Raw genomic sequence first — 23,692 nt, 5'->3', positions numbered from 1 at the left:
TATTGATTATTTGTAAATTGATATTTTCTGTTTTCATCATTGTACATTGTTATTCAAAAACTGCATGATTTGCTGTTTTTCGTTGTTATCCAGCTCATTGCTTACCTGTAAATGAGGCATGTTCAGATTCTTTGCTCCCTGTATATCTGTGACTGGGTCATCTCCTATCATCAGGGCTTCAGAAGTTTCTATCTTGTAGAATTGCAGAATCTGCATGAAGTATTTAGGATGGGGTTTTGCGAAGTCCAATCCGTCCTGCTGTGAATAAAAAATCGTATCAAAATATCTGTCAAGTCTCAAAGATTCTACTTTCATTTTCTGGGGTATCAACCATCCGTTGGTGAGCAGGCAGAGTTTATATTCTTTGGACAGTTCCCAGAGGAACATTTCAATATCTTCCCTCAGGGTTATTTCAGGGCAGTGCTCTCTATAGACCTTCACTAGCCTGCTGATGATGTGATTGCCAATGTCCAGTTTATTACATAGGTATTCGAAGTTGTTCCCTCTTCCATTGATTGTGAATGATTCTAGCAGTGAAGAGTAAACTGTGCAATAGTCTAGAGACTTTTCTCTGGCTAAGAAAAGGGCAACGGCTTTAAACCCGCTGATGACGTATTCTTTCTCATTGTACAGCGTGTTGTCTAAATCAAAGATTATTACTTTTGTCATGCGCATCAATAAATATGTCTTCACTATAACGCAGCATCTTGAGACCTTCTTTGAAAGGTTTCACATCAATCTCGTTTTTATTCAATAGTTTGATAAGATACAGGGGAGTGCTCCTTCCAGCAGCGAAACTTAAATTAGAGGCTCCACCAAAACGCGGATTTACTTCGATGAATTTTACGTCTCCTAATGCTGTTCTAAAGCATTGAATTACATTATGTCCTGTCAATTTCATTTTAGTGGCAAGTGAAATGCACAGGTCGTTTATTTCCTGATCATTCACTGTGATTCCTATTTTTGATTCCCCTGAAACCACTTTTATTCTTACTCTGGGGACCAGACTGATATAGTTCCCGTCAAAATCTGAAAAATAATCGATACTGTACTCTGTTCCTTCTACATATTCCTGTATAATAGGGTCTTCTATATTGCCAATGAGTTTGCTCAAATCTTCTTTGTCTTTGGCGATATAGAATTTCCTGGCACCTGCACCTGATCTCGACTTAAGTGCACATGGATATGTGATATTATCGCATATTTCTGTCCATGATATTATTGCTGGCAGGTCATGTTCCTGCAGAAATCTGAAGAAATCGAATTTATCAGAACATATTTTTGCAATCTCAATATCGGGGACCATGACCTTTGCCATAGTTCTGTTCTCAATGTGTTTTTTATGTTTTGACAGGTAAAGGACATCTTCATCTCTTGTCGCAACAATAAGTCGTACTTTTTTTTCGATACATAGTTTCTCTATGTAATTCAGATAGTCCGGACTATCAAGTCTGGGGCAGATGGCATATTCATCACAGAAATAAAGTGCTGCAGAAAGTGGGTCAATATCTATTCCGATAACTTTGCCTTCGTCTTCCTCTTCAGCAAGTGCTTTTTTGAACTCTTTTACAAGCAGTACTTTTGTAGAAACACTGGTTATCAAGACTGTAGTTTCAGTCATCTTCAGTGATTCCTTTTCTTTTCATGAGTGATTATTTCTTTTATACCAGATTCGAGATCATATTCTGGGGACCAGGAAAGTTCATTTCTCAGTTTACTGATGTCCGCACAACTGGATTCAAATAATTCTTCTCTGGATTCTATTGTCTTGATATCGAAATTCCCTAGGTTATTTTTCAGAACTATAACAACGTCTTTTACTCTTGAGGATACCCCCGTTCCAAGATTGTAGATACCTTTTGCAGTATCATTCTCACCTAATTTTAACAGTCCTGCAGCCACATCCCTTGCAAATATGTAGTCAAAACGGTTGTTTTCATTAAACAATGTAATATCTTCTTTCTGAAGTATGGCCCGGACCCATCTGGAAATTACATCACGTGATCCCTTTCCATATACTCTGAATATCCTTGCAGATACGCAATCGAAGGGATATTCATTATTCCTACTAAGGAATTCCAGATCTGCCTCGGTCTGGAGCTTTGCCACACCAACCGTGTTCCTGGGGTTTATGGTAGAACTTTCATTCAAAAGGTTTTGTTCTTCGATGTTGTTATACTGCTTTTCGTCGTAGATCAGATAACTGGATGCAAAGATCACTTTCTTAAGGGAGGGACATTTGATGATTTGGTCAATCAGATTATGGGATGCAAGGATATTATTCTTATAATTTGATTCCCAAAAATCCTTTCTTTCTTCAGTTCTTTCAAAATCAGCAGCTAAATGAAAAACGTATTCCGGTTCAAAGCGAAAAAGGAACTGGTTATCAGGTTTTGAAAGATCCATCTGGAAATATTCTATATCACTCAGTTCAGAAGGCTTTTCTTGGAAATCCACACATCTTATTATGGCTTCCTGCTTTCTAAGCATGTCAATAAGTTCTTTTCCAATTACTCCTGCTCCACCGGTCACTAATACTCTTTTGTTCTTGAAAAGCATGATATTCACCTTATAAATATTCAGACCTTAATATCGAATGTATAACGCTGTCATGGTACTCACCATTCTTGAAAACATGTTTTCTGAGGATACCATCTTTCTTCAGTCCAAAGTTTTCCAATGTACTGACGTGGTCTTCTCTGTAAATGTAGGTCTCGGTATATATTTTATTCAAATTGAGCTGGTTGAATCCATATTTTGAGAGCATTTTGAGGACTATGATCAGTGTTTTATCGTGTACGTCATTGTCGCGGTCAAGATCAGTGTCTAATAAAAAAGACAATTCTCCTCTGGATGATATGTAGTCGATATTGGTAAGACCACAGTAACCACACATTTTTTCATTATCATCAATTATTGAAAAAAGAATTGAATCATTGCTATTGGCAATGATTTTCCAGTATTCATCTTGGTTCTTGTCTGTAAGAGGTTTCCATTGACGGAGTATGGGCATTTGCTCATTGCGCCATTTTTTAATATTTTCCAGATCCTCAAATTCTATGTTTGATAAGTATAAACCATCTGCCTCTAATATTTTAGCTCTCAAGACCAAATCTCCTTAATTATGTTTTACAAAAAACCTTATATTTTTACTATCAATGTACTGTTTTTTGCATAATATGTTTATTTATATTTATTAAATCCGGTTGTTTATCTAATAATTCTTTTATATCTTTTAGTAAAAACATTTTTTTTGCAGGGTACAGGTGTTGGTAGATTTTTTTGATCAAGTCAAAATCTTCTGCAGTGTCCAGTGTAAGTCGTAAATGACTCAAATCCTCTTCATTAGATACATTACATTGCTTAAAAATATTGGGTTGTTCTCTTATATATGGCGTTACATGTTCTCTTTCATAATCTTCCTTTGCTTCGTTCCATGCTTTTTCAAGAACATTGAAAGTAAAAATTTCTGTATCCATTCCTCTTGGATATGTAAGTTTTAAAGTGTTAGAACAGTAATCACATTTGTTATTCTGAAATTCTTCAATAACCTTATCTATTATGGTGGGGTCGATTAATGGGCAATCGGATGTGATTCTAATTATTATATCGGCTTTAGTCTGTACAGCAGCTTTATAGTATCTGTCCAGAACATCATTCTCATTTCCTCTGAAAACGATGATTTTTTCATTATATTGTTTTATCGCGCTTTCAATAATGTCGTTTCCATGATCATATGGTATAGCGATGACAATCTCATCTATTAATGAGGAGTTAGATATTCTATCGATGTCCCACAGTATTATAGGTTTATCCAGGATAGTTCTCATAACTTTTCCGGGAAGGCGGGTGGATCCCATCCTTGCTTGAACGATTGCCACAATTTTCATATTGAACACCTTACTTTTTATCTTTGAGAAAATCCGATATTGAAGATGCAACGTATTCTACATCTTTCTTTTCCATGCCAGGGTATAATGGTAATGTAATTATTCTCTTAAAAATATCTTCAGTTACAGGATAGTCTTTTTGTTGAAAACCAAATGTATCTTGGTAGTAAGTATGTCTGTAAACAGGTATGTAATGAACATTTGTCCCAATGTTTTTTTCTGTCCGCAGATATTTAAAAAGTTCATCTCTGTTTACTGTTGCATCAAGTAAGACAGTATAAATGTGCCATCCGTGTTTTATTCCTTCTTTTACAGTGGGAAGGCTTAATAAATTTGTATCTTGAAGTAATTCCTCATAATATGAGGCTATATCGTTCCTTTTTTCTATAAAACGGTCGATCTTTTTTAGCTGGGATATTCCCAGAGCTGCTTGAATATCTGTCATACGATAATTCCGGCCAAGCATTTTCATATCGTATGCCCATCCAGCATTTGGTCCGTAGCGGGATATTGCATCCTTATCTATTCCATGGCTATGAAGCATTCTTGCTTTTTGTGCCAGTTCCGGATCATTGGTTACTACCGCTCCTCCTTCTCCTGTAGTTATAGGTTTGACCGGATGAAAACTGAAGACTGTGATATCTGCAAAATTGCCTACTTTTTTACCATGATAACTCGCCCCAAAAGAGTGACAGGCGTCTTCGATCAAATAAAGGTCATTTTCATTTGCAATGTTTTGTATCTCTTCTATGTCACAGGGATGTCCAGCGTAATCTACATAGATTATTGCCTTTGTTCTTGATGTGATCTTCCGTCCAATGTCCTTTAGATCGATGTTACGTGTCTCTCTGTCTATATCTGCAAAAATAGGTTTAAGGCCATTGTAAAGAAGTGCATTGCTGGTGGCAGCAAATGTGAATGGAGTGGTAATAACCTCTGAACCTTCAGGTAGATCAAGTGATGCTACTGCGATGTCAAGTGCACTGGTACCGCTGTTTACAGCTATGGCATAGTTGCATCCAATATAGTCACAAATAGCCCTCTCAAATTCTGATACCTTTGGACCTGTCGTTAACCAATCACTTTTCAAAACCTTTACTACTTCTTCTATATCTTCGTCATCTATAGTTTGGTGTCCATAAGGAATCATAATCCAACCTCATATGGAATTGTATCCTCTTTTTCCTCGGGATTTTTACTGAACACTATTATGCTTGCTTCACAAGTTGAAATGTTTTTAACCGCATGAGCCACATATTGTGGGATGTAGATTACTTCATAGTTACTTGATTCCGAATCCAAAATAATTTCTTCATATTCATCGGAATCCACATCCTTTAAACACAACTTGATCTTTCCTGTAGCCAATGCTATCCATTCTTCCTTGTTTTTATGATAATGATTGGCTCTGGTCTTCATGGGTTTGATAGATACCACATAGGTATGCACGCAGTTGAATGGCTCGTCTTCGTAGTTCATTGATACAATCTCTGAGAGTCATCCATCCTCCCTTTCATGTTTTATCCGTGGCAGTTTGTCATATAACATAAGATATTATAACATTTGCTTTAGTTCATCAGTTGTGAGCCATTTGTCATTGTTCTCACTGGAGTATCTGTAGTTATCGGGGAGCTTCCTACCTGAAGAAGTAGTTTCCTTTTTCCAGAATGGATACTCAGGTTCAATTACAAAGTAATCATCAAACTCTTTTGCATGTCTTGATTCATCCTCAGTAATCATAATTTCGTGCAGTTTTTCCCCTGGTCTGATACCGGTGAATTTCTTTTTTGCTTCAGGAGCAATTGCACCTGCCAGATCTGTTATTTTCATACTGGCTATTTTTGGGATAAAAATTTCTCCCCCTCGCATTCTTTGTATCGAATTTAGTACAAAATTAACACCCTGATCAAGAGTTAGCCAGAAACGTGTCATTCTGTCATCGGTAATTGTCAGAACACCTTCTTTTTTCTGTTCATTGAACAATGGTATTACGCTTCCACGGCTACCAATTACATTTCCATATCTTACACAGCTAAACTTTGTTTTCCCTTTTCCGGTATAGGTGTTACCCTGAACGAACATTTTTTCAGCAACCATTTTTGTCGCTCCGTAAAGATTCACAGGATGAACGGCTTTGTCTGTGCTAATAGCCATTACATTTTCAACGGAATTATCAATGGCCGCATCAATTACATTGACAGAGCCGTCAATATTGGTCTTCACTGCTTCTATTGGGTTGTATTCGCAGGCAGGAACTTGTTTTAGTGCTGCTGCATGGACAACGATGTCTATCCCATTCATTGCACGATATAGCCTTTCCCTGTCCCGAACGTCGCCAATCAGGAACCTGAGACGTTTATCACTAAATTCTTGTTTCATTTGATATTGATTAAATTCTCCTCTGGAATATATTCTCAAGCTATTTGGGTTAAATTCACGTAGAATTATTTCGGTAAATTTTTTACCAAAAGAACCTGTTCCACCTGTGAGAAGGATATTTTTTCCATCAAATAAAGATTCATCAATTTTATTCTGCATATGTCTATCAACTCAAGATTATGGATATATTTACTTATTATGAACATTTTATTATATAAAGCTCGGTTCTGACTTTTATTATTCGATGAATAAATATGCTAGAATCCCGTACATTTATATATCTATAGCATTAAATAAATCATAAAATCTCTTTCCTAATTGAGGCATGATATAAATTGACTGCAAAAGTAGCAATAACAATTCGTTCTTTTTCTTCAACTGAATTGCTATCCTCGTCTTTAAATGATATAGGGGAAACAACATACATAAATACTTCAGGGGTCAGACTCACTGAAGATGAATTATGTAATATACTTGCAAAAATTCATGGAGTAGTTGCAGGGACTGAAAAATTTACCAGACGTGTATTTGAATCCTCGCCATATTTGCGTGTAATTTCCCGTGTAGGTGTTGGGGTTGATAATATTGATCATGAGGCTGCTAGGGAACATGGTATTACTATCTTAAATACCCCAAATTCGCCATCATTGGCTGTTGCAGAACATACTCTAGCATTAACTTTTGCAGCTATTAAACGAATAACAATCTACAATGAGAATATGAGGAAAAATGATTTTTCCATCGAATCCTGCTTGTTGCTCTCTGGTCGTGCTGTTGGTATTGTTGGTCTTGGTAGAGTAGGCAGGAAAGTTGCTGATATGTTTGATGCGTTGGGTTGCAGGATTTATTATTATGATCCTTTCCTACCAGATGATTTTAGCACAAAGTGGATTTGCATGTCTTCATTAAACAATCTCCTCCAGTGTGTTGATATTGTAACCTTGCACGCTCCTCCTCTTTCAGATGAAACCCCTCTTATGGGTAGCAAGGAATTTAGTAATTGCAAGAAAGGCACAATTATTATTAATACATCACGTGGTTCTCTTATAGATGAGAGAGCTCTTTCAAAGGCAATAGATGAAGGAGTAGTATGGGGCGCAGGGTTAGATGTATTTCCTGTGGAACCATACTCTGGGAATTTACTTGCTTATTCACAAATAGTCTCAACTCCGCATGTTGCATCCAATACGATAGAATCAAGGCAAGAAATGGAAAAAGAAGCAATTAATAATTTAATCAATGCATTGAGGGAACTATGATAAAAAAAGCACTTGTCACGGGTGGAAATGGTTTTTTGGGGCATCACATTGCCAGAGAACTATCGAATAGGGGAATCGAAACAATCGTTTACGATATTAATCAATCTTCTCTGGTTGATGAAATGAGCAAAACCGAATCAATTTCATTTGTTAAAGGCAATATCCTTGATAGTAAAAAATTGGAAGCTGCTATGAAAGGATGTGATGTTATTTTTCATACAGCTGCCATTGCAAATCTGGAGGATGCATTACAACATCCTGTTGAAACAATGGAAGTAAATGTGATGGGTACTGCAATTTGCCTTGAAGCAGCAAGAAAGCAAAAAATAGATCGTTTTATTTTTGCAAGTTCTGTTTATGTGGGGGGTAACTGGGGATCATTCTATAGGATATCAAAACAAACAGGTGAATCTCTTTGCAAGACATATTCCCATGAGTTTGATCTTAATTTTAGTATTATCAGGTATGGGAGTTTGTATGGAAGAGAAGCAAATAACTGGAATTTCCTGTATGGTGTCCTAAAAAATTTGTTATTGAACAAAGAGTATACTTATTATGGTTCTCCTGATTCTTTACGTGAATATATTCACATAGCCGATGCAGCCCGCGAAACAGTGAACATTGCCATAAATGATAATTTTAAGAATAAGGCAGCATTAATTACTGGTCACCAGCGAATGTCACATAAGGAATTCTTCAATATGATACAGGAGATTCTTGGTCGTGACATCAAAATTATATTTGAAAACAAAGACAAGAACAGTCATTACAAAATAACTCCTTATTCTTTTGAGCCAGATATTCCTCTCAGGGTTAATTTGTCAACGTATATCGATATTAATGAAGGGATACTCGATTGTCTGAAAGAGGTACAGATGGAGATTGAAAATAATGATGGCTACTAAAACAGATAGTAATATGAGTTTGAAGCAAAAATTACAGACCAATACTTTGACAATAGGTTCCTGGATTACACTTGGTCATCCTGCTATTGCTGAGATTATGGCTCAAAGTGGATTTGATTGGCTGACAGTTGATATGGAACATAGTGCTATCACGTTAACTGAGGCACAGCAACTAATTCAGGTAATTGAATTGTCTGGGTGTGTGCCTCTTGTCCGAGTAGGAAGTAATGATCCAAATCTCATTAAACGTGTTATGGACGCCGGTTCACATGGTGTTATTGTACCAATGGTGAATTCTGCGAAAGATGCTGAAGCGGCTGTGAAAGCAGTAAAATATCCACCTGTGGGTACACGCGGCGTTGGTCTTGCAAGGGCACAGGGATATGGAGTGGATTTTGAGAACTATAAGGAATGGGTTGAAAAAGAAAGTATTGTGATAGTTCAGATAGAGCACATAGATGCTGTGAATAATATCGAGGAAATTCTGCTAACAGAAGGTGTTGATGGTTTTATCATTGGACCCTATGATCTGTCTGGATCTCTGGGAATGCCAGGAGATTTTAACGAACCAGAGGTTTGTGAAGCACTTGAAATTGTCAAAAAAGCAGCTAAGAAAATTAACATAATATCTGGTTTTCATGTGGTTCCACCAGAACCCAGTCAACTAAAAGATAAGATTGGCGAAGGTTATCGCTTTTTAGCTTACAGTCTTGATTCATTGTTCCTAGCTGAAACATGTCGAAGTGACCTGGAAAAAATAAGAAATTAAGATGGATGTTCAAAAATATAATTTGTATTGAACTTCCGATCTTCCTACTTTTTTTAAAATGTTTACATATAATGTTCTCTGTACACGTCTGATAACTCTTCGTATATGCGGTTTCCTTCATCATCAAACTTTTCTGCTTTTTTGATTAATGGCCACTTATCCTTTGGCATTTTAACATATAGTGGGAAAGTTCTCAACAATCCATGTAGATCTTCACTGCTAATGTGTGGCATTTTTAAAGAGGACATCATTGAATGTTCTTGTGTGATGTGGTCTGCTGGAATATAGCCTTCTTCAACACATACAGTGTGTAGTTTTGTTCCTCTAAACGGGGTGAAAATAAAAATATTCAAATCCTTTGCTTCACATTCCCTGTTCAGATTGATTGTGTCAAATATATCATCCCTTGTTTCTCCGGGGATTCCAATCATGTTATTTGTACCGTATTTGATGTCCAAGTCATTCAAAATACCTGTGGCTTTTTTGATAGTTTCATTTGACACTTTTCTGTTAAGTACTTCACGACGTATTTTTTCGTTTCCACTTTCAATTCCTATACTTAAACGGAAATCAAAACCTTCCAGTATTTTCAGTCTATCATAAGTAATCGATTCTGGCCTTGTCTGGAAGAAAAATGGGAGATCTATTTCCTTGTATTTTTCCATAAACTCTCTCAGTTTTTTTTCCGGCATTGAAAGAAAAGATTCAGATGTAAAGTAGACAAATTCAAGACCATACTTCTCTTTTTGATGTTTCAGCTCATCAAATACTATTGATACATCCTTAAATCTTAGATAGTTGTTGTCATACATTTTTCTGTATGATGATGCACAACAAAATGTGCAGTTATAGGGACAACCTCTGCTAATCTCAATAGGGAGTGTTTTGAAGAGTTTTCCACGGTTAGGTCTGTAGAATCTTTGTTCTTCATATATGGTAAAATCTAGGAATGGTAGTTCATCAAGATTTACCAGTTCTCTCATTTTGTTCTTTACTATTCCTTTTTCAGACTTCAACCATATATTCGGAATATCTGAGATGTCTTTTCCCTGAGATAATTTCTCGCATAATTCTACCATTGATTTTTCGCCTTCACCTACACAAACCATATCTATGCAGTCATTGGCAAGTACATCTTCTGGAGAAAAGGAAGGGTATGCTCCTCCAGCAAACGTTGGTATCTTTAAATCTTTTATTTTTTCCAACAGTCTTAAAGCAATTTCGTATGTTACTTCGGTCATTGTGACAGCAATAAGGTGGGGTTTGTAGCTGTCGATAACTTTTTCAAAATCATCATAAACATCTGTCTCTTTGATTTGTATTCCTACTTCATCCATATTCCATTTACGTAATTGCAAGAATTCTGCTCTTATCTCGTCACCGCTTTTTTCCTGAGTCCTATAAAGAGTGGTATCGAATAATTTCACATTATTAAATCCTGCTTCTTTCAGGCAGGCTGACAGAAGTGATAGATTTATTGGCATCATGTTCTGCAGCATCACATTTGGATATACAAAAAGTATCCGAAAATCATCTTTATTGTAATTTGTCATGATAATCACGTAATTTGTCTTTAAGAACAGTTTATTTATTATGGCATGTCTATTTAACTCAGATTGTTACCGGTATATTCTTTTTAGTATATTTAAATAGTCTGTTGATACCACAGGCGTGGATAAATATTTATTTGTTAGGTCATATTATTTAAGTGAAGCTACTAATATCGGTGCGGTTTTATAATGAGATTCATATAGACAAATGAATAGACTATAAATGCTGGATTTTAAAAACAATTATTCACAAAAGTGATTACAAATGCGTAATGATTACTCTATAACTGCACTGCTGCCGATGAAAGGGCATAGTGAACGTGTGCCATCTAAGAATACAAGGACTTTTGGGAAAGACCCTCTATTTTTCCACATACTGAGAAGCCTGGAGTCTGCGGATCAGGTAAGTCAGATTCTTGTGGACACTGACAGCCATAAAATTATGTCTTTAATAGAAGAAAACTTTCCTGATGTACTTATACTTGAACGTCCTGATTATTTATTGGGTGACAAAGTACCAATGACTTCTATAATTGATCATGACCTTAAACATGTCAAAACCAGCCATTTTTTGCAAACACATGCGACTAATCCACTTCTTAAGTCAGGTACCATAGATAATGCAATAAAGTCCTATTTTGAAGGATTGAAAAATGGTTTTGATTCAGTTATGGGTGTGACAAAATATCAAACACGGTTCTACGACCACAATAAAAATCCTGTTAATCATGATCCCAATATTATGCTTCCTTCACAGGATATGATTCCTTTATACGAGGATAATTCTAATTTTTATATAATTTCAATTGAGAATTTTATGAATGATAAAAAACGTGTTGGGAAAAACCCTCTTTTTGTAGATATTCCGAAAATTGAAAGTATAGACATCGATGAGCCTGAAGATTTTGTTATTGCCGAGGCTGTATACAATTTTCTCACAAATGAAAGGAAACAATAATTGATAATATATTGTATTCTATTAGTTGTAATTGGTATATTTGTCTACATGCGATATGACAGGGTGTGAGTTTTAAATGATGGCTTTTGAGAATTATCGAATGATTACAGAAAACATAGAAGGATACAAAGAGTTTAACATAGATCGTAACTGGTATAAAAACCGAAAAAAAGGTCTGTCTGCTGTAATAAGATGTTTCGGCGATGAAAGATGGATTGGTCCATGCATAGAAAGTTGCCTTCCTCTGTTTGACGAAATAGTCGTAGTTATTGTAAAAATAGAAGGAGACAGGACTGAGGAAATTGTAAGAAGCTTCAAATCTCCAAAAATAAAGATTTACAACTATCCTTTTAGCTTAGATCAGGTAGAAGCACCAATTTATAAAAATAAAATGCATCAAAAGCTAGATTCTCTGTCTGAGCTTTTTGTATCACCTGAGTTTAAAAGAGGATCTGTTCATACGATAAGCTACTTAACTAATTTTGGAATGTCGAAGACAACATTATCTCATGTTACTCCTCAATGGGATGCTGACCATATATTGAGGCCGGAATTTGCAACAGAAGAATTCAAAGAGTTTATTCTTTCTAAAGATCATATTCGGGTTTCAGGATACAATGTAGTGACAGAAGACTACATGTATTTATCAGAAAAGTCTCCTATACACAGTAGTCATCCCCGTTTTTATAAAGCTGACAAACATCTGTATTTTGCTGGAAATAAGTATCTTCTGGATATTGTTTCATATCGGTCTTCTATAGTCCAGTTGAAAATGCTGGAAAATTATTTTCTATTTCCTATCCAGCAGATGCAGTGCATGAAAAATTTGATTCTTGGTAGGGATATTCTTATGTTGAACCAATATACTTCCATACAAAATTCCTCCGCTCAGATAAAGAAATTGAGCATGATACTCGTTTTTTAAATGAAGGTTATCATAAACAGTTTAGAGAAAATACCAAAAAAGGGAGGAGAATAGATGTTGAGGTGCCTGCGTTTGCATTAAAGACACCAGAAGATTATTTGAAGTAATGTTGATATTTAATGAACTGTAGCTATTCTCATCTAATGCTATTGTTTTCTAGTTTGTCTCTCCAATTTTCAAAAAATATTACATCAATTTGCTTATGGTATACTTCAAGAACTGACTATACTTTGAGCGTACCATATATTTATTAATAAGGTAAAAATAGGCTGGTAGTTTTTTGGTACGTTTCCACATGGAAATGTTCGATCTGCGAGGTTTTATGTCGAGTAGTACCCAAGCTGCATACAAATTCATTTCCCATTCATCTAATTTTGACTTTTCAATTTGACATTGGTGTTTTAATAATAAATCAGTTAACAAAGATCTGAATTGTGGTACAGGTGATAGATAATCCTCCAATTCTCCTACGATTGCTTCAGAAGCATTTTTATCATGCCATCGAAAGTTATATAGAGGCAGTTTAGTGCCAACTACAATTTTTCCTTCAAGTGCTACTTTTGTAAAAGAAACAGTATCGGAATAAAAACCAGTTGGTATTCCAAGATCAACAAACCCACCCACTTTTACAAATATCTCTCTACGGCATAAATTTCTAACAAGCCCTACAGAATTGTGCATTTCTACGATATTATATAACAGGTCCACACTGTTTCTTTGAGGAGGGACGTCTTCATATACTTCTTTGGTAACCCCGGCAGCATCTACATATTTGCACCCACATTGGGCTAATTCAGCTGTAGGATTTAGATATAACAAGTTAGATAGCTCCTCAAGATATTGTTTATCTAAATAATCATCATCACACAAAAAAGTTAGGAAATCACCGGATGCTTGCTCGATGCATCTATTCAAGTTTGCAACCAGTGGTACACGTTGGCCATGTTTTACATACTTAATACGGCTGTCGGAAAACGAACTAACCATCTGTTCTGTACTATCATCAGAGTTATTATCTGAAATCACTATTTCAAAATTGTGATATGTTTGTGATAAGCAAGATTTAATTGCAACTTTAAGATAATCCATACGATTTAATGTTGGAATACAAATTGATATTTTGGGTGAGCAATTCTGATCCATATTTATCTCCTATGTAATAGCATTGCTTGAATGAAATGTTTTATGCTTTGTAAAGTAAATATTCGAGTAGCATTATTTTGGTCTATTACTTATATAGTCATCAAATACCGTTAGCACATAACTAATCATCTCATCCGTTAACCCTGGATACACTCCAATCCAAAACGTATCATTCATAACACGGTCCGTATTTACAAGATTCCTATAAACCCGATATTTAACATTTTCAAAACAAGGATGTTTTGTAACATTCCCTGCAAACAACATCCGAGTTGCAATTTTGTTTTCTTCAAGATACTTCACAATATCGTTTTTGGTAAATCCTGCATCTTCACGAACCGTAATCAAGAACCCAAACCAGCTTGGATCTGCCTCTGGTTTGACTAACGGCAATATGAAGTGATTATCATATTTTTTTAATCCATCATATAACATTCTGAAGTTATTTTTTCGTGCTTCGATAAAAGTTGGGAGCTTCTTAAGTTGCTCTACTCCAATCGATGCCTGCATGTCTGTAATTTTCAAATTGTAACCGATATGTGAATATATAAATTTGTGATCATACCCATAAGGTAAATCACCCAATTGCCACTCAAAACGTTTTCCACAGCTATTGTCACATCCAGATCCGCACCAACAGTCACGTCCCCAGTCTCTGAATGATTCTATAAGCCGTTTTAATTGGGTGTTGTTGGTTACCAGTGCTCCACCTTCTCCCATGGTCATGTGGTGAGGTGGATAAAAACTGAATGTGGCAATATGTCCAAAGGTTCCTGTGTACTGTCCATTGTACTTTGAACCAAGTGCATCACAGTTATCTTCTATGATCCACAAGTCATATTTTTCCGCAATTTCCATTACTGCTTTTATGTCAAATGGATTACCAAGTGTATGTGCAATGAAAATTGCGCGGGTTTTATCAGATATGGCAGCTTCGATTTTCTCTACCTGGATGTTGTAGGTCCCCAACTCCACATCAACAAAGACAGGTACAAGACCATTCTGTACAATGGGATTAACGGTGGTTGGGAATGCTGCAGCAACGGTAATTACCTCATCATCAGGTTTCAATCTTTTTTCACGAAGTTTTGGTGATGTAAGTGCAGAGATTGCAAGAAGATTAGCAGATGAACCGGAATTAGTTAGCATGCAATGCTTAACACCTAAAAAATCAGCAAATTCCTTCTCAAATTTGGCAGCATATCTTCCAGATGTAAGCCAGAATTCAAGTGATGAATCTACAAGGGATATGACTTCTCTCTCATCATAGACTCTTCCTGCATAAGGAATATAAGATTCACCTTTTACGAAAGGTTTTTTTTCAATTTCTTTCAGTTCATATAGTTCTTTGACCAGTTGAAAAATATCATTTTGAATTTGTTCCTGAGTTTTCATATTGTCCCTCCATTCTATTCTGTTTCATAGCTTCTAATCCTTCGATTACACTCATTAAGTTTACTGAAAGTTCTTTTTGTATCTTATCTACTTTCATTCCTGCTTTCAGGGGCCTCTTAGCTTTCTGGGAAAGGTTATCTGTGCTTATTGGAGTTAAGAGGCTTTCATCAAGATCAAACACTTTTGCCACATTCTGTGCAAAACGATATCTATCAATTGTATCAGTTCCCACAACATTGTACATTCCTTTTTTATCGTTCTCAATGAGTATTTTAACGGCTTGTACCATATTATTTACATAGGTTGGTGAGCCTAACTGGTCGTGAGGGACATTCATTCCTTTTCCATTTTTTAGTTTTTCTATAAGGCCCATTGTAAAATTTTTCCCACGATGTTCCCATCCATATACTACAGTAATTCTTATTATCAGGAAATCAGTAAGTATTTCTTCAATAAGTTTCTCAACTGCTAATTTTTGTTTTCCATATTCATTAATGGGATTCGGGAGGTCTGTTTCTGTGTATGGTCCATTATTACCATCGAATACATAATCTGAAGAAAAAAAGATGAATTTTGATTCATTATTTTTAGCAGCTTCTATCAGATTTCGACTCCCTTCGACATTAACATTCCATGTCTCTTCTGGATTTTGCTCACAATATTCGACATTAGGATTAGCTGCAGGATGAATTATTATGTCGGGGTTCACACTATTTATTATTGTGTCTACGTCTGATTTATTTGTCATATCCAAATAAAACAAATTATCACATTCATATGAATAATAAGTTCCATAGACTTCGTATTTGGAATTTTTTGAAAATTCATTGTAAATAGTATTTCCTACTAAACCGGAAGCTCCAATTATCAGAACTTTCATCTTATCAAACTCCTGTTGATATAGTGACATTTAAATAATGATATTATTTGTGGACTAAATCCCAATTGTAAGGCATTTCCTTTGAAAATGGATCGATTCGGATCATTTCTTCAGGGTCATGTGGGTGGGAAGCACAATTAGCGACTATTGCTGACTCAGTTCCGTATACTTTGTAACCATTCGCAATACCTGGTGGAATTTTAACAAGGCAGTAGTTATCTTCTCCAATAAATAATTCTTGCAATAATCCTTTTGTTTCAGAATTCTCTCTTTGATCAAAAAGAACAAGCTTAATCATCCCTTGTATTACTGCGTAGTTAAGAGTCATTTGTGTGTGTAAATGCCATCCTTTTATTACACTTGGATATGCCATAGAAAAATAAATCTCCCCAAATTTCTCGAAATGCTTGTCATCAACTCTTAGCATATGCATTATTTTTCCACGTTCATCAGGTATTTTTCTCAGTGGTATTACTTCAACACCTTCTATCATAGTCATTCTCCCCCTCATTATGTCCAGTATAATTTTTCTTCTATTCTGTTAGATTCCATAAGCTTCTTTAGTGTCTTTAGCCTTGTATATTTGTCTCCATTAAATTCTTCAAAAGAGACTTCATTCTTGCGAAGAGCATCATAGATTTCCTTTGCTCCTTTTTTCACATTCCATTCTGGCTTAAAGCTTGGCATGTGTTCCTTTATTTTATCAAAGTTGACATTGTATGTCCTAGAATCTGAACCATGCTCATTGGTGTAGGTTATTTCGCAATTAGGTACAATCTTCTTTACAATTTCTGCAACATCTTTTATCTGGTAGTTTTCTGAATTGCTTCCCACATTGAATGCTTGATTATGGATATTTTCAATTGGGGCATCAAGGGCCGCTATAAAGGCAGCTGATATGTCCCTTATATGGGCTAATGGCCGCCATGGTGTTCCATCACTCATTATTTTGATAGAGCTTGTTGTGTACGCCCATCCGACAAAGTTGTTCAGAACAAGGTCAAAACGCATTTTAGGAGACAAACCATATGCAGTACTGTTTCTTAAGTACACAGGTGAGAACTTATCATCTGCTATTTTTGCTAGTGACAATTCCGAATCAACTTTTGATTTTGCATAGGCTGTTACAGGATTTAACGGTGAGCTCTCATTCAGTGCTTTTCCATCAGCAACACCATACATACTGCATGAGGATGAGTACAAAAATCTTCTGACCCCCACTTTTTTGGCAGTTTCAGCAAGTTTTATGGTTGAACGATAGTTTATATCTTCGGTAAGTTTTTCATCAAGGGCTCCCATAGGATCATTCGATAATGCAGCTAAATGTATTATAGCATCAATTTCTTTAAGATCATTTGCATCTACATCTCTGATATCTTTATTGATTTCCTCAATATCATTTTTGTAGTCAAATAGTGTGCATTCTGAATAATAATTCGTGTCAAATCCAACAACACTATATCCTTCTTTAATCAACATTTCACAAAGTACGGATCCAATGTATCCATTATGTCCTGTAACCATAACTTTCATTTTATTAACTCCTATTTCCAGAATGCTTTACCTGTATCCCACAGTTCATTCAAATATTCCATATCTCTTACTGTATCCATGCATACCCAGTTCCCAGAATGTCTATATACCATTAATTCCCCTTCGTCAGCTAGTTTATCTAAAACTCCTATCTCAAGGTCACATGAATCTTCTTCTGTCAGATAACTAAATATTTTCTTATTGAAGATGAAGAAACCTCCATTTATCAGGCCTTCTGTGGTTTGAGGTTTTTCGCTAAAATTTGTCACGTTATCCCCATCTATAGCAAGTGTTCCAAATCTGGAAGGTGGCATGACTCCAGTTAGTGTTGCAATTTTACCATGTTTTTGATGGAAGTCAATTAGATCACGGATGTTGACATCTGCAACCCCATCTCCATAAGTTACCATGAAAATATCAGAATCGACATATTTTTCTATTTTCTTTAAACGTGCACCTTTTAGTGTTTTTTGCCCAGTATCCACCAACGTAACTTTCCATCCGATTTCATTGTGGGAATCATGGGTGGTTATTTTATTGTGTTTTCCTAATTCGATAGTGAAATCATTGTTGAGTATTTCATAATTATAAAAATATTCTTTGATGACTTCTCCTTTGTATCCAAGACATAAGATGAAATCTTTAAATCCATAATGACTATACTTTCTCATTATGTGCAGAAGTATCGGTTCTTTTCCAATCTTTACCATTGGTTTCGGGCGATACTCTGTCTCTTCTTTCAAGCGGGTTCCAAGACCTCCGCAGAGGATGACTACTTTCATGATATTACTCTCATTCTGTTAAATCTGAACGTATTATTTTGCATTTATGATAGTTTATTTTCTTATAGAAAATCATCACACAGTTTTAGTGTTGTTAGAAATTATCTCTTCAATTGCATTCCCGTATTTTTCAGTCATGTTTTCATACAAGTAATTTCCAGTAAAAACATTTCTGTAAAATCCTTCTAAAACAGATTCTTCGACATTATATTCTCCATTAATTACCCTTTTGCATTTTTCAACTAATTCTTCTTTAGAGGAAGCATTAAAATTAAGGCAATCATAAATAGTTGGAGCATCATGTATTTCCTTCCATCTTTTATAAAGAATAACTGGTTTCTTTTGCAAAACAGGAGCAATTAAAGTTGTAGACCCTGTAGAAATACATATATCTGCATTGTAAATTAAAATATTCGTATCGACACTATTCCCAAATTGTTTTATGTTTTCCTTCAAGTTATCTTTAACAATAGCACCAAGATTGATTTCAAATACATGCCTAGGGTGATGTTTGATCCATATTTCTATTTTATCTATGTCATTCACTACTGATATTATATCTTCATGGAGTTTTAATTTATACTCTTTATCTTGGGAATAAACGGCATTGTCTATGAGATAAAGTAAAACAGTTTTATCTTCTGGTTTTTTAACAATATCTTTATAAACTGCTAAAGCACATTTTTCTAAATAATTTATCCAATCGATGTCAAATCTTGGATCTCCTAAAAAGAGTGTTGATTTTGTGCTTTGCATGAAGCGATGAACTATCAGGTCATTTTCCGAAGAAACAACTAAAAAGTCAGGATTGAATGGATTTTCTAATTTATTGTTATCTCCATCGGGTATTAAAATAGGCTGTGTCCCGTGGGGTACCATGAAAATAGGGATATTTAGGTCTTTGGCAGCTTTTGCAAATCTGAAAAGAACAAGATCCATTGGGTCCACTTTTCCTTTATACACATAATAAAACCGTTTCAATGGACCTGAATTTAAAAACATTTTTTCGATTTTTCTGTGATCAATGACAGCAATATCGGTGTTATTCTTACCAATATATTCTCTCATCTTTTTGTCTGAAAGTAAAAATATAGAATATAATACCAGGTACCTGATTAAAATAAAATCTAATAGATTGAATACGACTGATTGAACCACTTTATAATTGCTGTTTTTTGCATGTTTCCTCTTTAAATTAGGTGTCTTTCTTCCACTGGGATTGGATAACCCTCTTTTAAATATAACATACCTATACATTTTATTTATGGCTCGATTTAACTTTTTTAAATATGATATGTCAATCATGGAGCTAAATTTAATGCCATGCAAATTGCAAATATGTTTGTGTAATTTGTTTTTCAGAATTTCATTCTCAGTATAAAATGCAACAATTTTACATTCCATGTTCTTTTTTTCTTTTAAGTGTATAATAAGTGGTAGAAAATGATCAAAGTCGTTATTATGGTGTACAATGAACATTATATTTTTCTTTTCCATTTTCAACTTCCTCAAGGAATGATTAAAAGGTCACGTTGATTTTATTAGAATCTTACATGTTTTGTGTTTCATTCAATATATATGATTTAATATAGAACCTTTTGCTATGCTTAACTATTTTACTATTCGGCTTTGGTAATTAAACATCGTTATATAATATGATGGCCTCTTTTTATATATGAATTGTCCAAAGTGTAAGAGTTCCAGTCATAAGAAGAACGGTAGGATTGATGGTCGACAACGCTACAAATGCCATGATTGTGGATACAACTATTCAGTAGATATAAAATCCACCGCTAGCCCCGTATCTGTTAAGCGACAGGCTTTACAACTCTATCTGGAGGGGTTGGGATTTCGTTCAATTGGACGTTTTTTGGGCGTTAGTCATGTTTCTGTTCAAAAATGGATTCGAAAATTTGGTAGTGAATTAGAGGATCTAAAAAGTGAAAATGAGATTTCTGTTGTGGAATTGGACGAGATGCATACTTATATTGGGAATAAAAAAACTACTGCTGGATATGGATTGCTGTTGATAGATATGGGAAGAAATTCATCGATTGCTCTTTTGGCAGCAGAGGAACAAAAACAGGACAAAAACTCTGGAAAAAGTTAAAGACAAAAGAGGTTGGGGAAGTAATGACGGATTATTGGAGGGCATATGCCAAGTTAGTCCCCAGAAACATCCATACTCGATCAAAAGCAGAAACATATACTGTTGAAGGATACAACAGCATATTTAGGCATTTCCTGGCAAGACTAAGGAGAAAGTCAAAGTGTTATACTAAAAGTCTTGAAATGCTAAAAATCTCCGTTTTGCTCTTGATGAAATATAGGAATAAAGAACTAGCTATGTTTAATTAACAATGCCTACTATTCTTATTTAAATATCTATAGTAGCACATTTTAATCAAAATCAGCTATAAATAGTGATGTTTTTAAAGAATAATCTCTAATTGAATGAAATATGGTGAAAATGAATAATATTCCAATAATTATGCTTGATTTTGACGGTGTAATTCTGGAATCTGTAGATGTAAAAACTCATGCTTTCGAGACTTTATTCCAGTTTGTACCTGATCATGTGGATGAAATAGTTGATTTTCATATGCATAACGGTGGTATGTCAAGGTTTGATAAATTCAGATACTTTTACAAGAATATTCTAAAAGAACCATTACCTGATGAACAATATGATTTTTTGTGCAACCGTTTCTATGAGCTTGTTTTTGAGGGTGTATTGCAAGCTGAATTTGTTTGTGGTGCATTAGAATTCTTAGAATCCTGGTCATCACTAACATCTTTATTTATAGTTTCCGCGACACCGGTTGCAGAACTGGAGGATATTATTCTCCATCGGAACATAATGCAGTATTTCAAAGGTATTTACGGTTCTCCCAGAACAAAATCCGAATGTATTGAAGAAATAATGATCAACAATAACAGTTCAACAAGCCATACTATTTTTGTAGGGGATGCCTTAAATGACTATAAGGCAGCAAAACAAACAGGTGTACGTTTTATTGGACGGGTAAATCCTACTGATGAAGATATTTTTTCTGAAATGGGTAATGTTGAGCTCGTTGTTTCTGATCTTGTTGAATTGAGTTCCTATCTGGAGGAGTTGTATTGCTAACATGCATATCCTACTCCCTGACAAAAGATTGTCCTTTGTACCCGGGCTCTCCTGATATCGTGTTTGATAGGGTAAGATCAATGGCAAACAATGATTCTGCAAATACAAGTTTATTATCTTTTAGTAATCATTCTGGAACCCATGTTGATGCACCATTACATTTTTGTGATAAAGGTCCTTCAGTTGCCGATATGCTGAAAACAGAAAATGTATATTCTCCTGTGGTTTGCATTGATCTTCCAAAATCACCTGGCTCATACATTTCTGCAGATGATCTATTGCTATTTTCAGAACAAATTGCAAATGCGGAAGCACTCTTGCTTAGAACTGGGTTTTATGAATACAGAATATCACAGCCTGATGTGTATAGTCAATCTCATCCATGGGTGCATCCAGAAGTCCCAGTTTATTTGAGGGAAACATGTCCGAATCTAAAAATAGTGGGGCTAGATACAATTTCCATTTCAAATCCATCTCATAGGGCAGAGGGTCATATTGCCCACAAATCATTCCTGTGCAATAAGTCTCCTATATTATTGATTGAAGACATGGATCTCTCAAACCCTGAAATAGTAGAAAATAGTATTGTTTTACGTCTTTATCCTTGGGTTGTTTCCAAAATTGATGCTACTCCTGTGATTGCTTTGCTGGAAACTGACTACTGAAAATTGTATGGAATTAATTGATACTGTTGTTAGTTGGTTGTGTTATAACCAGGATGGCCATGGTATGTTCATTTGTCCCAATATACCTTTTAACTCCTCATTTATTTTATGATCAAATTTCAATACTAAAATACTGTATGTAGCTCCTCCCAAAAACACTGGTATCAATGTAATCCAAATATTGGATAATGGGATTATTGCACGATATACTCCTATTAACAATGCCATAACTGTAGCAGCTTTCAAGGTATTTAGCAAACTATCATATTCAATTTTGATTGTAATCATTTTTGATAAAATTTTCCGGGCTAAAAGAGCGTTTAATCCCATAGTAAATAGAGTTGCAATGGCAGCTCCTAATATTCCAATTATGGGTATTAATATGAAATTTAACAACACATTAGTAATGGCAGCTGCAGCAGTTACTTTGAATGAATCTTTCTGTCGGTCCTGCGCTCCTAGGTACATCGTAAAGAAGAATTGGTAAATATTGACTATTTGAACGAAAAGTAATATTACAAATGTATAGTACCCACTTGCAAAGTCCTGACCATAGAAAAAGTATAGTAATTGGTCTCCAAGTAAAATACCTCCTGCAAATATGGGAATTGCTATTGTAAGCGAATAAGTACATGCTTTGGATAAAGATTCCTCAATTAGTCCATTTTCATCTTTTTTACTCCATTTGCTAACTTTCGGCCACAAGGTCAACCTGAAAGCGGTTGTTGCAATTGTTGCCAAAGTTGTGAATTGGAACACAACTCTGTAGACTCCTACATCAAAGTTATCCATAAAATATCCAATCATAATTGTATCTGTCTGGGAATAAAGTAGTACTCCAGTTGAAGTTAAAAATAACCAGAAAGAAAATGCTGTTAACCTTTTAATGTGAACCCATTTAAACGGTGAAAATCCTAAATCTAAAAAACGCAATGCTATCACCGTGGAAACTAGCAAGCCTGCAATAAAACCTCCTGTTAGTCCGGCAACACCATATCCAAGAAATATTCCTATTACTTGGATAGCAATTCTTGATGCATTATTCATGAAGTTGCTTACTGCATATATACCTACTTTTCCATTTCCAGATATACCGTTTGTTACTAAACCGTGGAATAGTGATACCAGCAGCGCAAGTATAAGCCAATTAAATGTTCCTGCTTCATTGAATTCTATAAAACTCTCTCTAAAAGCTATTAATAAAGATATTACGATGGTTACAAAAAGGCAGCGCAGAACAAAAAAAGTAGTGAAGTAAGCATTCTGTTCATCTCCTTCACTAATTCTTTTTATTGCTGCTCCACCTAGCCCACCATCTGTTATCATATTAATTATTCCATAATATGCAATGAAAAGAAAATACCCTCCAAGAATGCTTGCTCCTACTGTATGGGCGAAGTACATTGTACTAAAAAATCCCATCATTGTAAAGGAAATCTGACTTAAAAAAGCTGCTATGCTCTGTCTTTGAACTTCTCCGATACCTAGAATCATAGAATATATTTTATTTAGAAACATATCTTTGCTTT

The 23,692-nt window shown here is 35.2% G+C and carries 25 protein-coding genes; 8 read left to right on the top strand and 17 right to left on the bottom strand.

Annotated features, from left to right (window positions below):
- Nucleotides 1-36: 36 nt before the first annotated feature.
- From WN948_RS05290 to pseB, 8 genes are all read right to left on the bottom strand, one after another.
- Nucleotides 37-669: an HAD family hydrolase gene (locus WN948_RS05290; protein WP_342305959.1), complete on the bottom strand. Its 633-nt coding sequence runs from the start codon at nt 667-669 to the stop codon at nt 37-39.
- On the bottom strand, nt 647-1,621 hold the full coding sequence (locus WN948_RS05285) for an ATP-grasp domain-containing protein (RefSeq protein WP_342305958.1): 975 nt from the start codon (nt 1,619-1,621) through the stop codon (nt 647-649). The genes WN948_RS05290 and WN948_RS05285 overlap by 23 nt, the downstream gene beginning before the upstream one ends.
- Before the next feature lie 2 nt (nt 1,622-1,623).
- Entirely contained in the window at nt 1,624-2,559 is a 936-nt protein-coding gene (locus WN948_RS05280; RefSeq protein ID WP_342305957.1) for an NAD(P)-dependent oxidoreductase, read from the bottom strand.
- 10 nt (nt 2,560-2,569) lie between these two features.
- The gene (locus WN948_RS05275) at nt 2,570-3,106 is read right to left on the bottom strand and encodes a GNAT family N-acetyltransferase (protein WP_342305956.1); all 537 of its coding nucleotides are present in this window, start codon (nt 3,104-3,106) and stop codon (nt 2,570-2,572) included.
- A gap of 49 nt (nt 3,107-3,155) precedes the next feature.
- Nucleotides 3,156-3,890: a glycosyltransferase family protein gene (locus tag WN948_RS05270; RefSeq protein ID WP_342305955.1), complete on the bottom strand. Its 735-nt coding sequence runs from the start codon at nt 3,888-3,890 to the stop codon at nt 3,156-3,158.
- Between the two features lie 10 nt (nt 3,891-3,900).
- Entirely contained in the window at nt 3,901-5,040 is a 1,140-nt protein-coding gene (pseC, locus tag WN948_RS05265; RefSeq protein ID WP_342305954.1) for a UDP-4-amino-4,6-dideoxy-N-acetyl-beta-L-altrosamine transaminase, read from the bottom strand.
- Complete coding sequence (locus WN948_RS05260) at nt 5,037-5,369, bottom strand: WxcM-like domain-containing protein (RefSeq protein WP_342305953.1); 333 nt, start codon at nt 5,367-5,369, stop codon at nt 5,037-5,039. The genes pseC and WN948_RS05260 overlap by 4 nt, the downstream gene beginning before the upstream one ends.
- 75 nt (nt 5,370-5,444) lie before the next feature.
- Complete coding sequence (gene pseB, locus WN948_RS05255; RefSeq protein WP_342305952.1) at nt 5,445-6,428, bottom strand: UDP-N-acetylglucosamine 4,6-dehydratase (inverting); 984 nt, start codon at nt 6,426-6,428, stop codon at nt 5,445-5,447.
- Nucleotides 6,429-6,604: 176 nt separating this feature from the next.
- Between pseB and WN948_RS05250 the strand changes: the two genes are divergently transcribed.
- Genes WN948_RS05250 through WN948_RS05240 form a run of 3 tightly spaced genes read left to right on the top strand, consistent with a single transcriptional unit; the run spans nt 6,605 to nt 9,202 of the window.
- The gene (locus WN948_RS05250; RefSeq protein WP_342305951.1) at nt 6,605-7,528 is read left to right on the top strand and encodes an NAD(P)-dependent oxidoreductase; all 924 of its coding nucleotides are present in this window, start codon (nt 6,605-6,607) and stop codon (nt 7,526-7,528) included.
- Nucleotides 7,525-8,433: an NAD(P)-dependent oxidoreductase gene (locus WN948_RS05245; protein WP_342305950.1), complete on the top strand. Its 909-nt coding sequence runs from the start codon at nt 7,525-7,527 to the stop codon at nt 8,431-8,433. The genes WN948_RS05250 and WN948_RS05245 overlap by 4 nt, the downstream gene beginning before the upstream one ends.
- Nucleotides 8,420-9,202: an aldolase/citrate lyase family protein gene (locus WN948_RS05240; RefSeq protein WP_342305949.1), complete on the top strand. Its 783-nt coding sequence runs from the start codon at nt 8,420-8,422 to the stop codon at nt 9,200-9,202. The genes WN948_RS05245 and WN948_RS05240 overlap by 14 nt, the downstream gene beginning before the upstream one ends.
- Before the next feature lie 62 nt (nt 9,203-9,264).
- Here WN948_RS05240 and WN948_RS05235 read toward each other — a convergent pair whose 3' ends face one another.
- Nucleotides 9,265-10,755 carry a radical SAM protein gene (locus WN948_RS05235; protein WP_342305948.1) on the bottom strand — a complete coding sequence of 497 codons (1,491 nt, stop codon included), beginning with the start codon at nt 10,753-10,755 and terminating at the stop codon, nt 9,265-9,267.
- Nucleotides 10,756-11,017: 262 nt separating this feature from the next.
- On the opposite strand from WN948_RS05235, the gene WN948_RS05230 reads away from it, so the two are divergent.
- Complete coding sequence (locus tag WN948_RS05230) at nt 11,018-11,710, top strand: acylneuraminate cytidylyltransferase family protein (RefSeq protein WP_342305947.1); 693 nt, start codon at nt 11,018-11,020, stop codon at nt 11,708-11,710.
- Between the two features lie 76 nt (nt 11,711-11,786).
- Nucleotides 11,787-12,635, top strand: coding sequence for a hypothetical protein (locus WN948_RS05225; RefSeq protein ID WP_342305946.1), 849 nt, complete (start codon nt 11,787-11,789; stop codon nt 12,633-12,635).
- 186 nt (nt 12,636-12,821) lie between these two features.
- Here WN948_RS05225 and WN948_RS05220 read toward each other — a convergent pair whose 3' ends face one another.
- The 7 genes from WN948_RS05220 to WN948_RS05190 form a co-directional block, all read right to left on the bottom strand.
- Nucleotides 12,822-13,778 (bottom strand): glycosyltransferase family A protein, encoded by a 957-nt coding sequence (locus WN948_RS05220; protein WP_342305945.1) that lies wholly within the window; start codon nt 13,776-13,778, stop codon nt 12,822-12,824.
- 72 nt (nt 13,779-13,850) lie between these two features.
- Nucleotides 13,851-15,173 (bottom strand): lipopolysaccharide biosynthesis protein RfbH, encoded by a 1,323-nt coding sequence (gene rfbH, locus WN948_RS05215; RefSeq protein ID WP_342305944.1) that lies wholly within the window; start codon nt 15,171-15,173, stop codon nt 13,851-13,853.
- Complete coding sequence (locus WN948_RS05210) at nt 15,145-16,053, bottom strand: SDR family oxidoreductase (protein ID WP_342305943.1); 909 nt, start codon at nt 16,051-16,053, stop codon at nt 15,145-15,147. The genes rfbH and WN948_RS05210 overlap by 29 nt, the downstream gene beginning before the upstream one ends.
- Before the next feature lie 43 nt (nt 16,054-16,096).
- A complete protein-coding gene (locus tag WN948_RS05205) occupies nt 16,097-16,546 on the bottom strand; it encodes a dTDP-4-dehydrorhamnose 3,5-epimerase family protein (RefSeq protein ID WP_342305942.1) in 450 nt (149 codons plus the stop codon).
- Between the two features lie 17 nt (nt 16,547-16,563).
- Nucleotides 16,564-17,586, bottom strand: coding sequence for an SDR family oxidoreductase (locus tag WN948_RS05200; protein WP_342305941.1), 1,023 nt, complete (start codon nt 17,584-17,586; stop codon nt 16,564-16,566).
- Nucleotides 17,587-17,597: 11 nt separating this feature from the next.
- Nucleotides 17,598-18,368, bottom strand: a complete 771-nt coding sequence (gene rfbF / locus WN948_RS05195) for a glucose-1-phosphate cytidylyltransferase (RefSeq protein WP_342305940.1) — start codon at nt 18,366-18,368, stop codon at nt 17,598-17,600.
- 75 nt (nt 18,369-18,443) lie between these two features.
- Nucleotides 18,444-19,865 (bottom strand): hypothetical protein, encoded by a 1,422-nt coding sequence (locus tag WN948_RS05190; RefSeq protein WP_342305939.1) that lies wholly within the window; start codon nt 19,863-19,865, stop codon nt 18,444-18,446.
- Between the two features lie 178 nt (nt 19,866-20,043).
- Here WN948_RS05190 and WN948_RS05185 point away from each other — a divergent pair.
- The 3 genes from WN948_RS05185 (at nt 20,044) to WN948_RS05175 (ending at nt 22,163) form a co-directional block, all read left to right on the top strand.
- A protein-coding gene (locus tag WN948_RS05185) for an IS1 family transposase (protein WP_342303728.1) occupies nt 20,044-20,726 on the top strand; the annotation gives its coding sequence in 2 pieces (ribosomal slippage) (nt 20,044-20,370 and nt 20,373-20,726; 681 coding nt in all).
- 112 nt (nt 20,727-20,838) lie between these two features.
- Nucleotides 20,839-21,498, top strand: coding sequence for an HAD-IA family hydrolase (locus WN948_RS05180; protein WP_342305938.1), 660 nt, complete (start codon nt 20,839-20,841; stop codon nt 21,496-21,498).
- Complete coding sequence (locus WN948_RS05175; RefSeq protein ID WP_342305937.1) at nt 21,492-22,163, top strand: cyclase family protein; 672 nt, start codon at nt 21,492-21,494, stop codon at nt 22,161-22,163. Before WN948_RS05180 ends, WN948_RS05175 begins: the two co-directional genes overlap by 7 nt.
- 42 nt (nt 22,164-22,205) lie before the next feature.
- Here the strand turns inward: WN948_RS05175 and WN948_RS05170 are convergent, their stop codons facing one another.
- A complete protein-coding gene (locus tag WN948_RS05170) occupies nt 22,206-23,681 on the bottom strand; it encodes a flippase (RefSeq protein WP_342305936.1) in 1,476 nt (491 codons plus the stop codon).
- Nucleotides 23,682-23,692: the final 11 nt, after the last annotated feature.

The sequence above is a fragment of the Methanolobus sp. ZRKC5 genome (assembly GCF_038446525.1).
GTDB lineage: Archaea > Halobacteriota > Methanosarcinia > Methanosarcinales > Methanosarcinaceae > Methanolobus.
The sequence above is the reverse complement of the archived record's forward strand: the minus strand, read 5'-3'. Positions and strand labels throughout refer to the sequence as shown.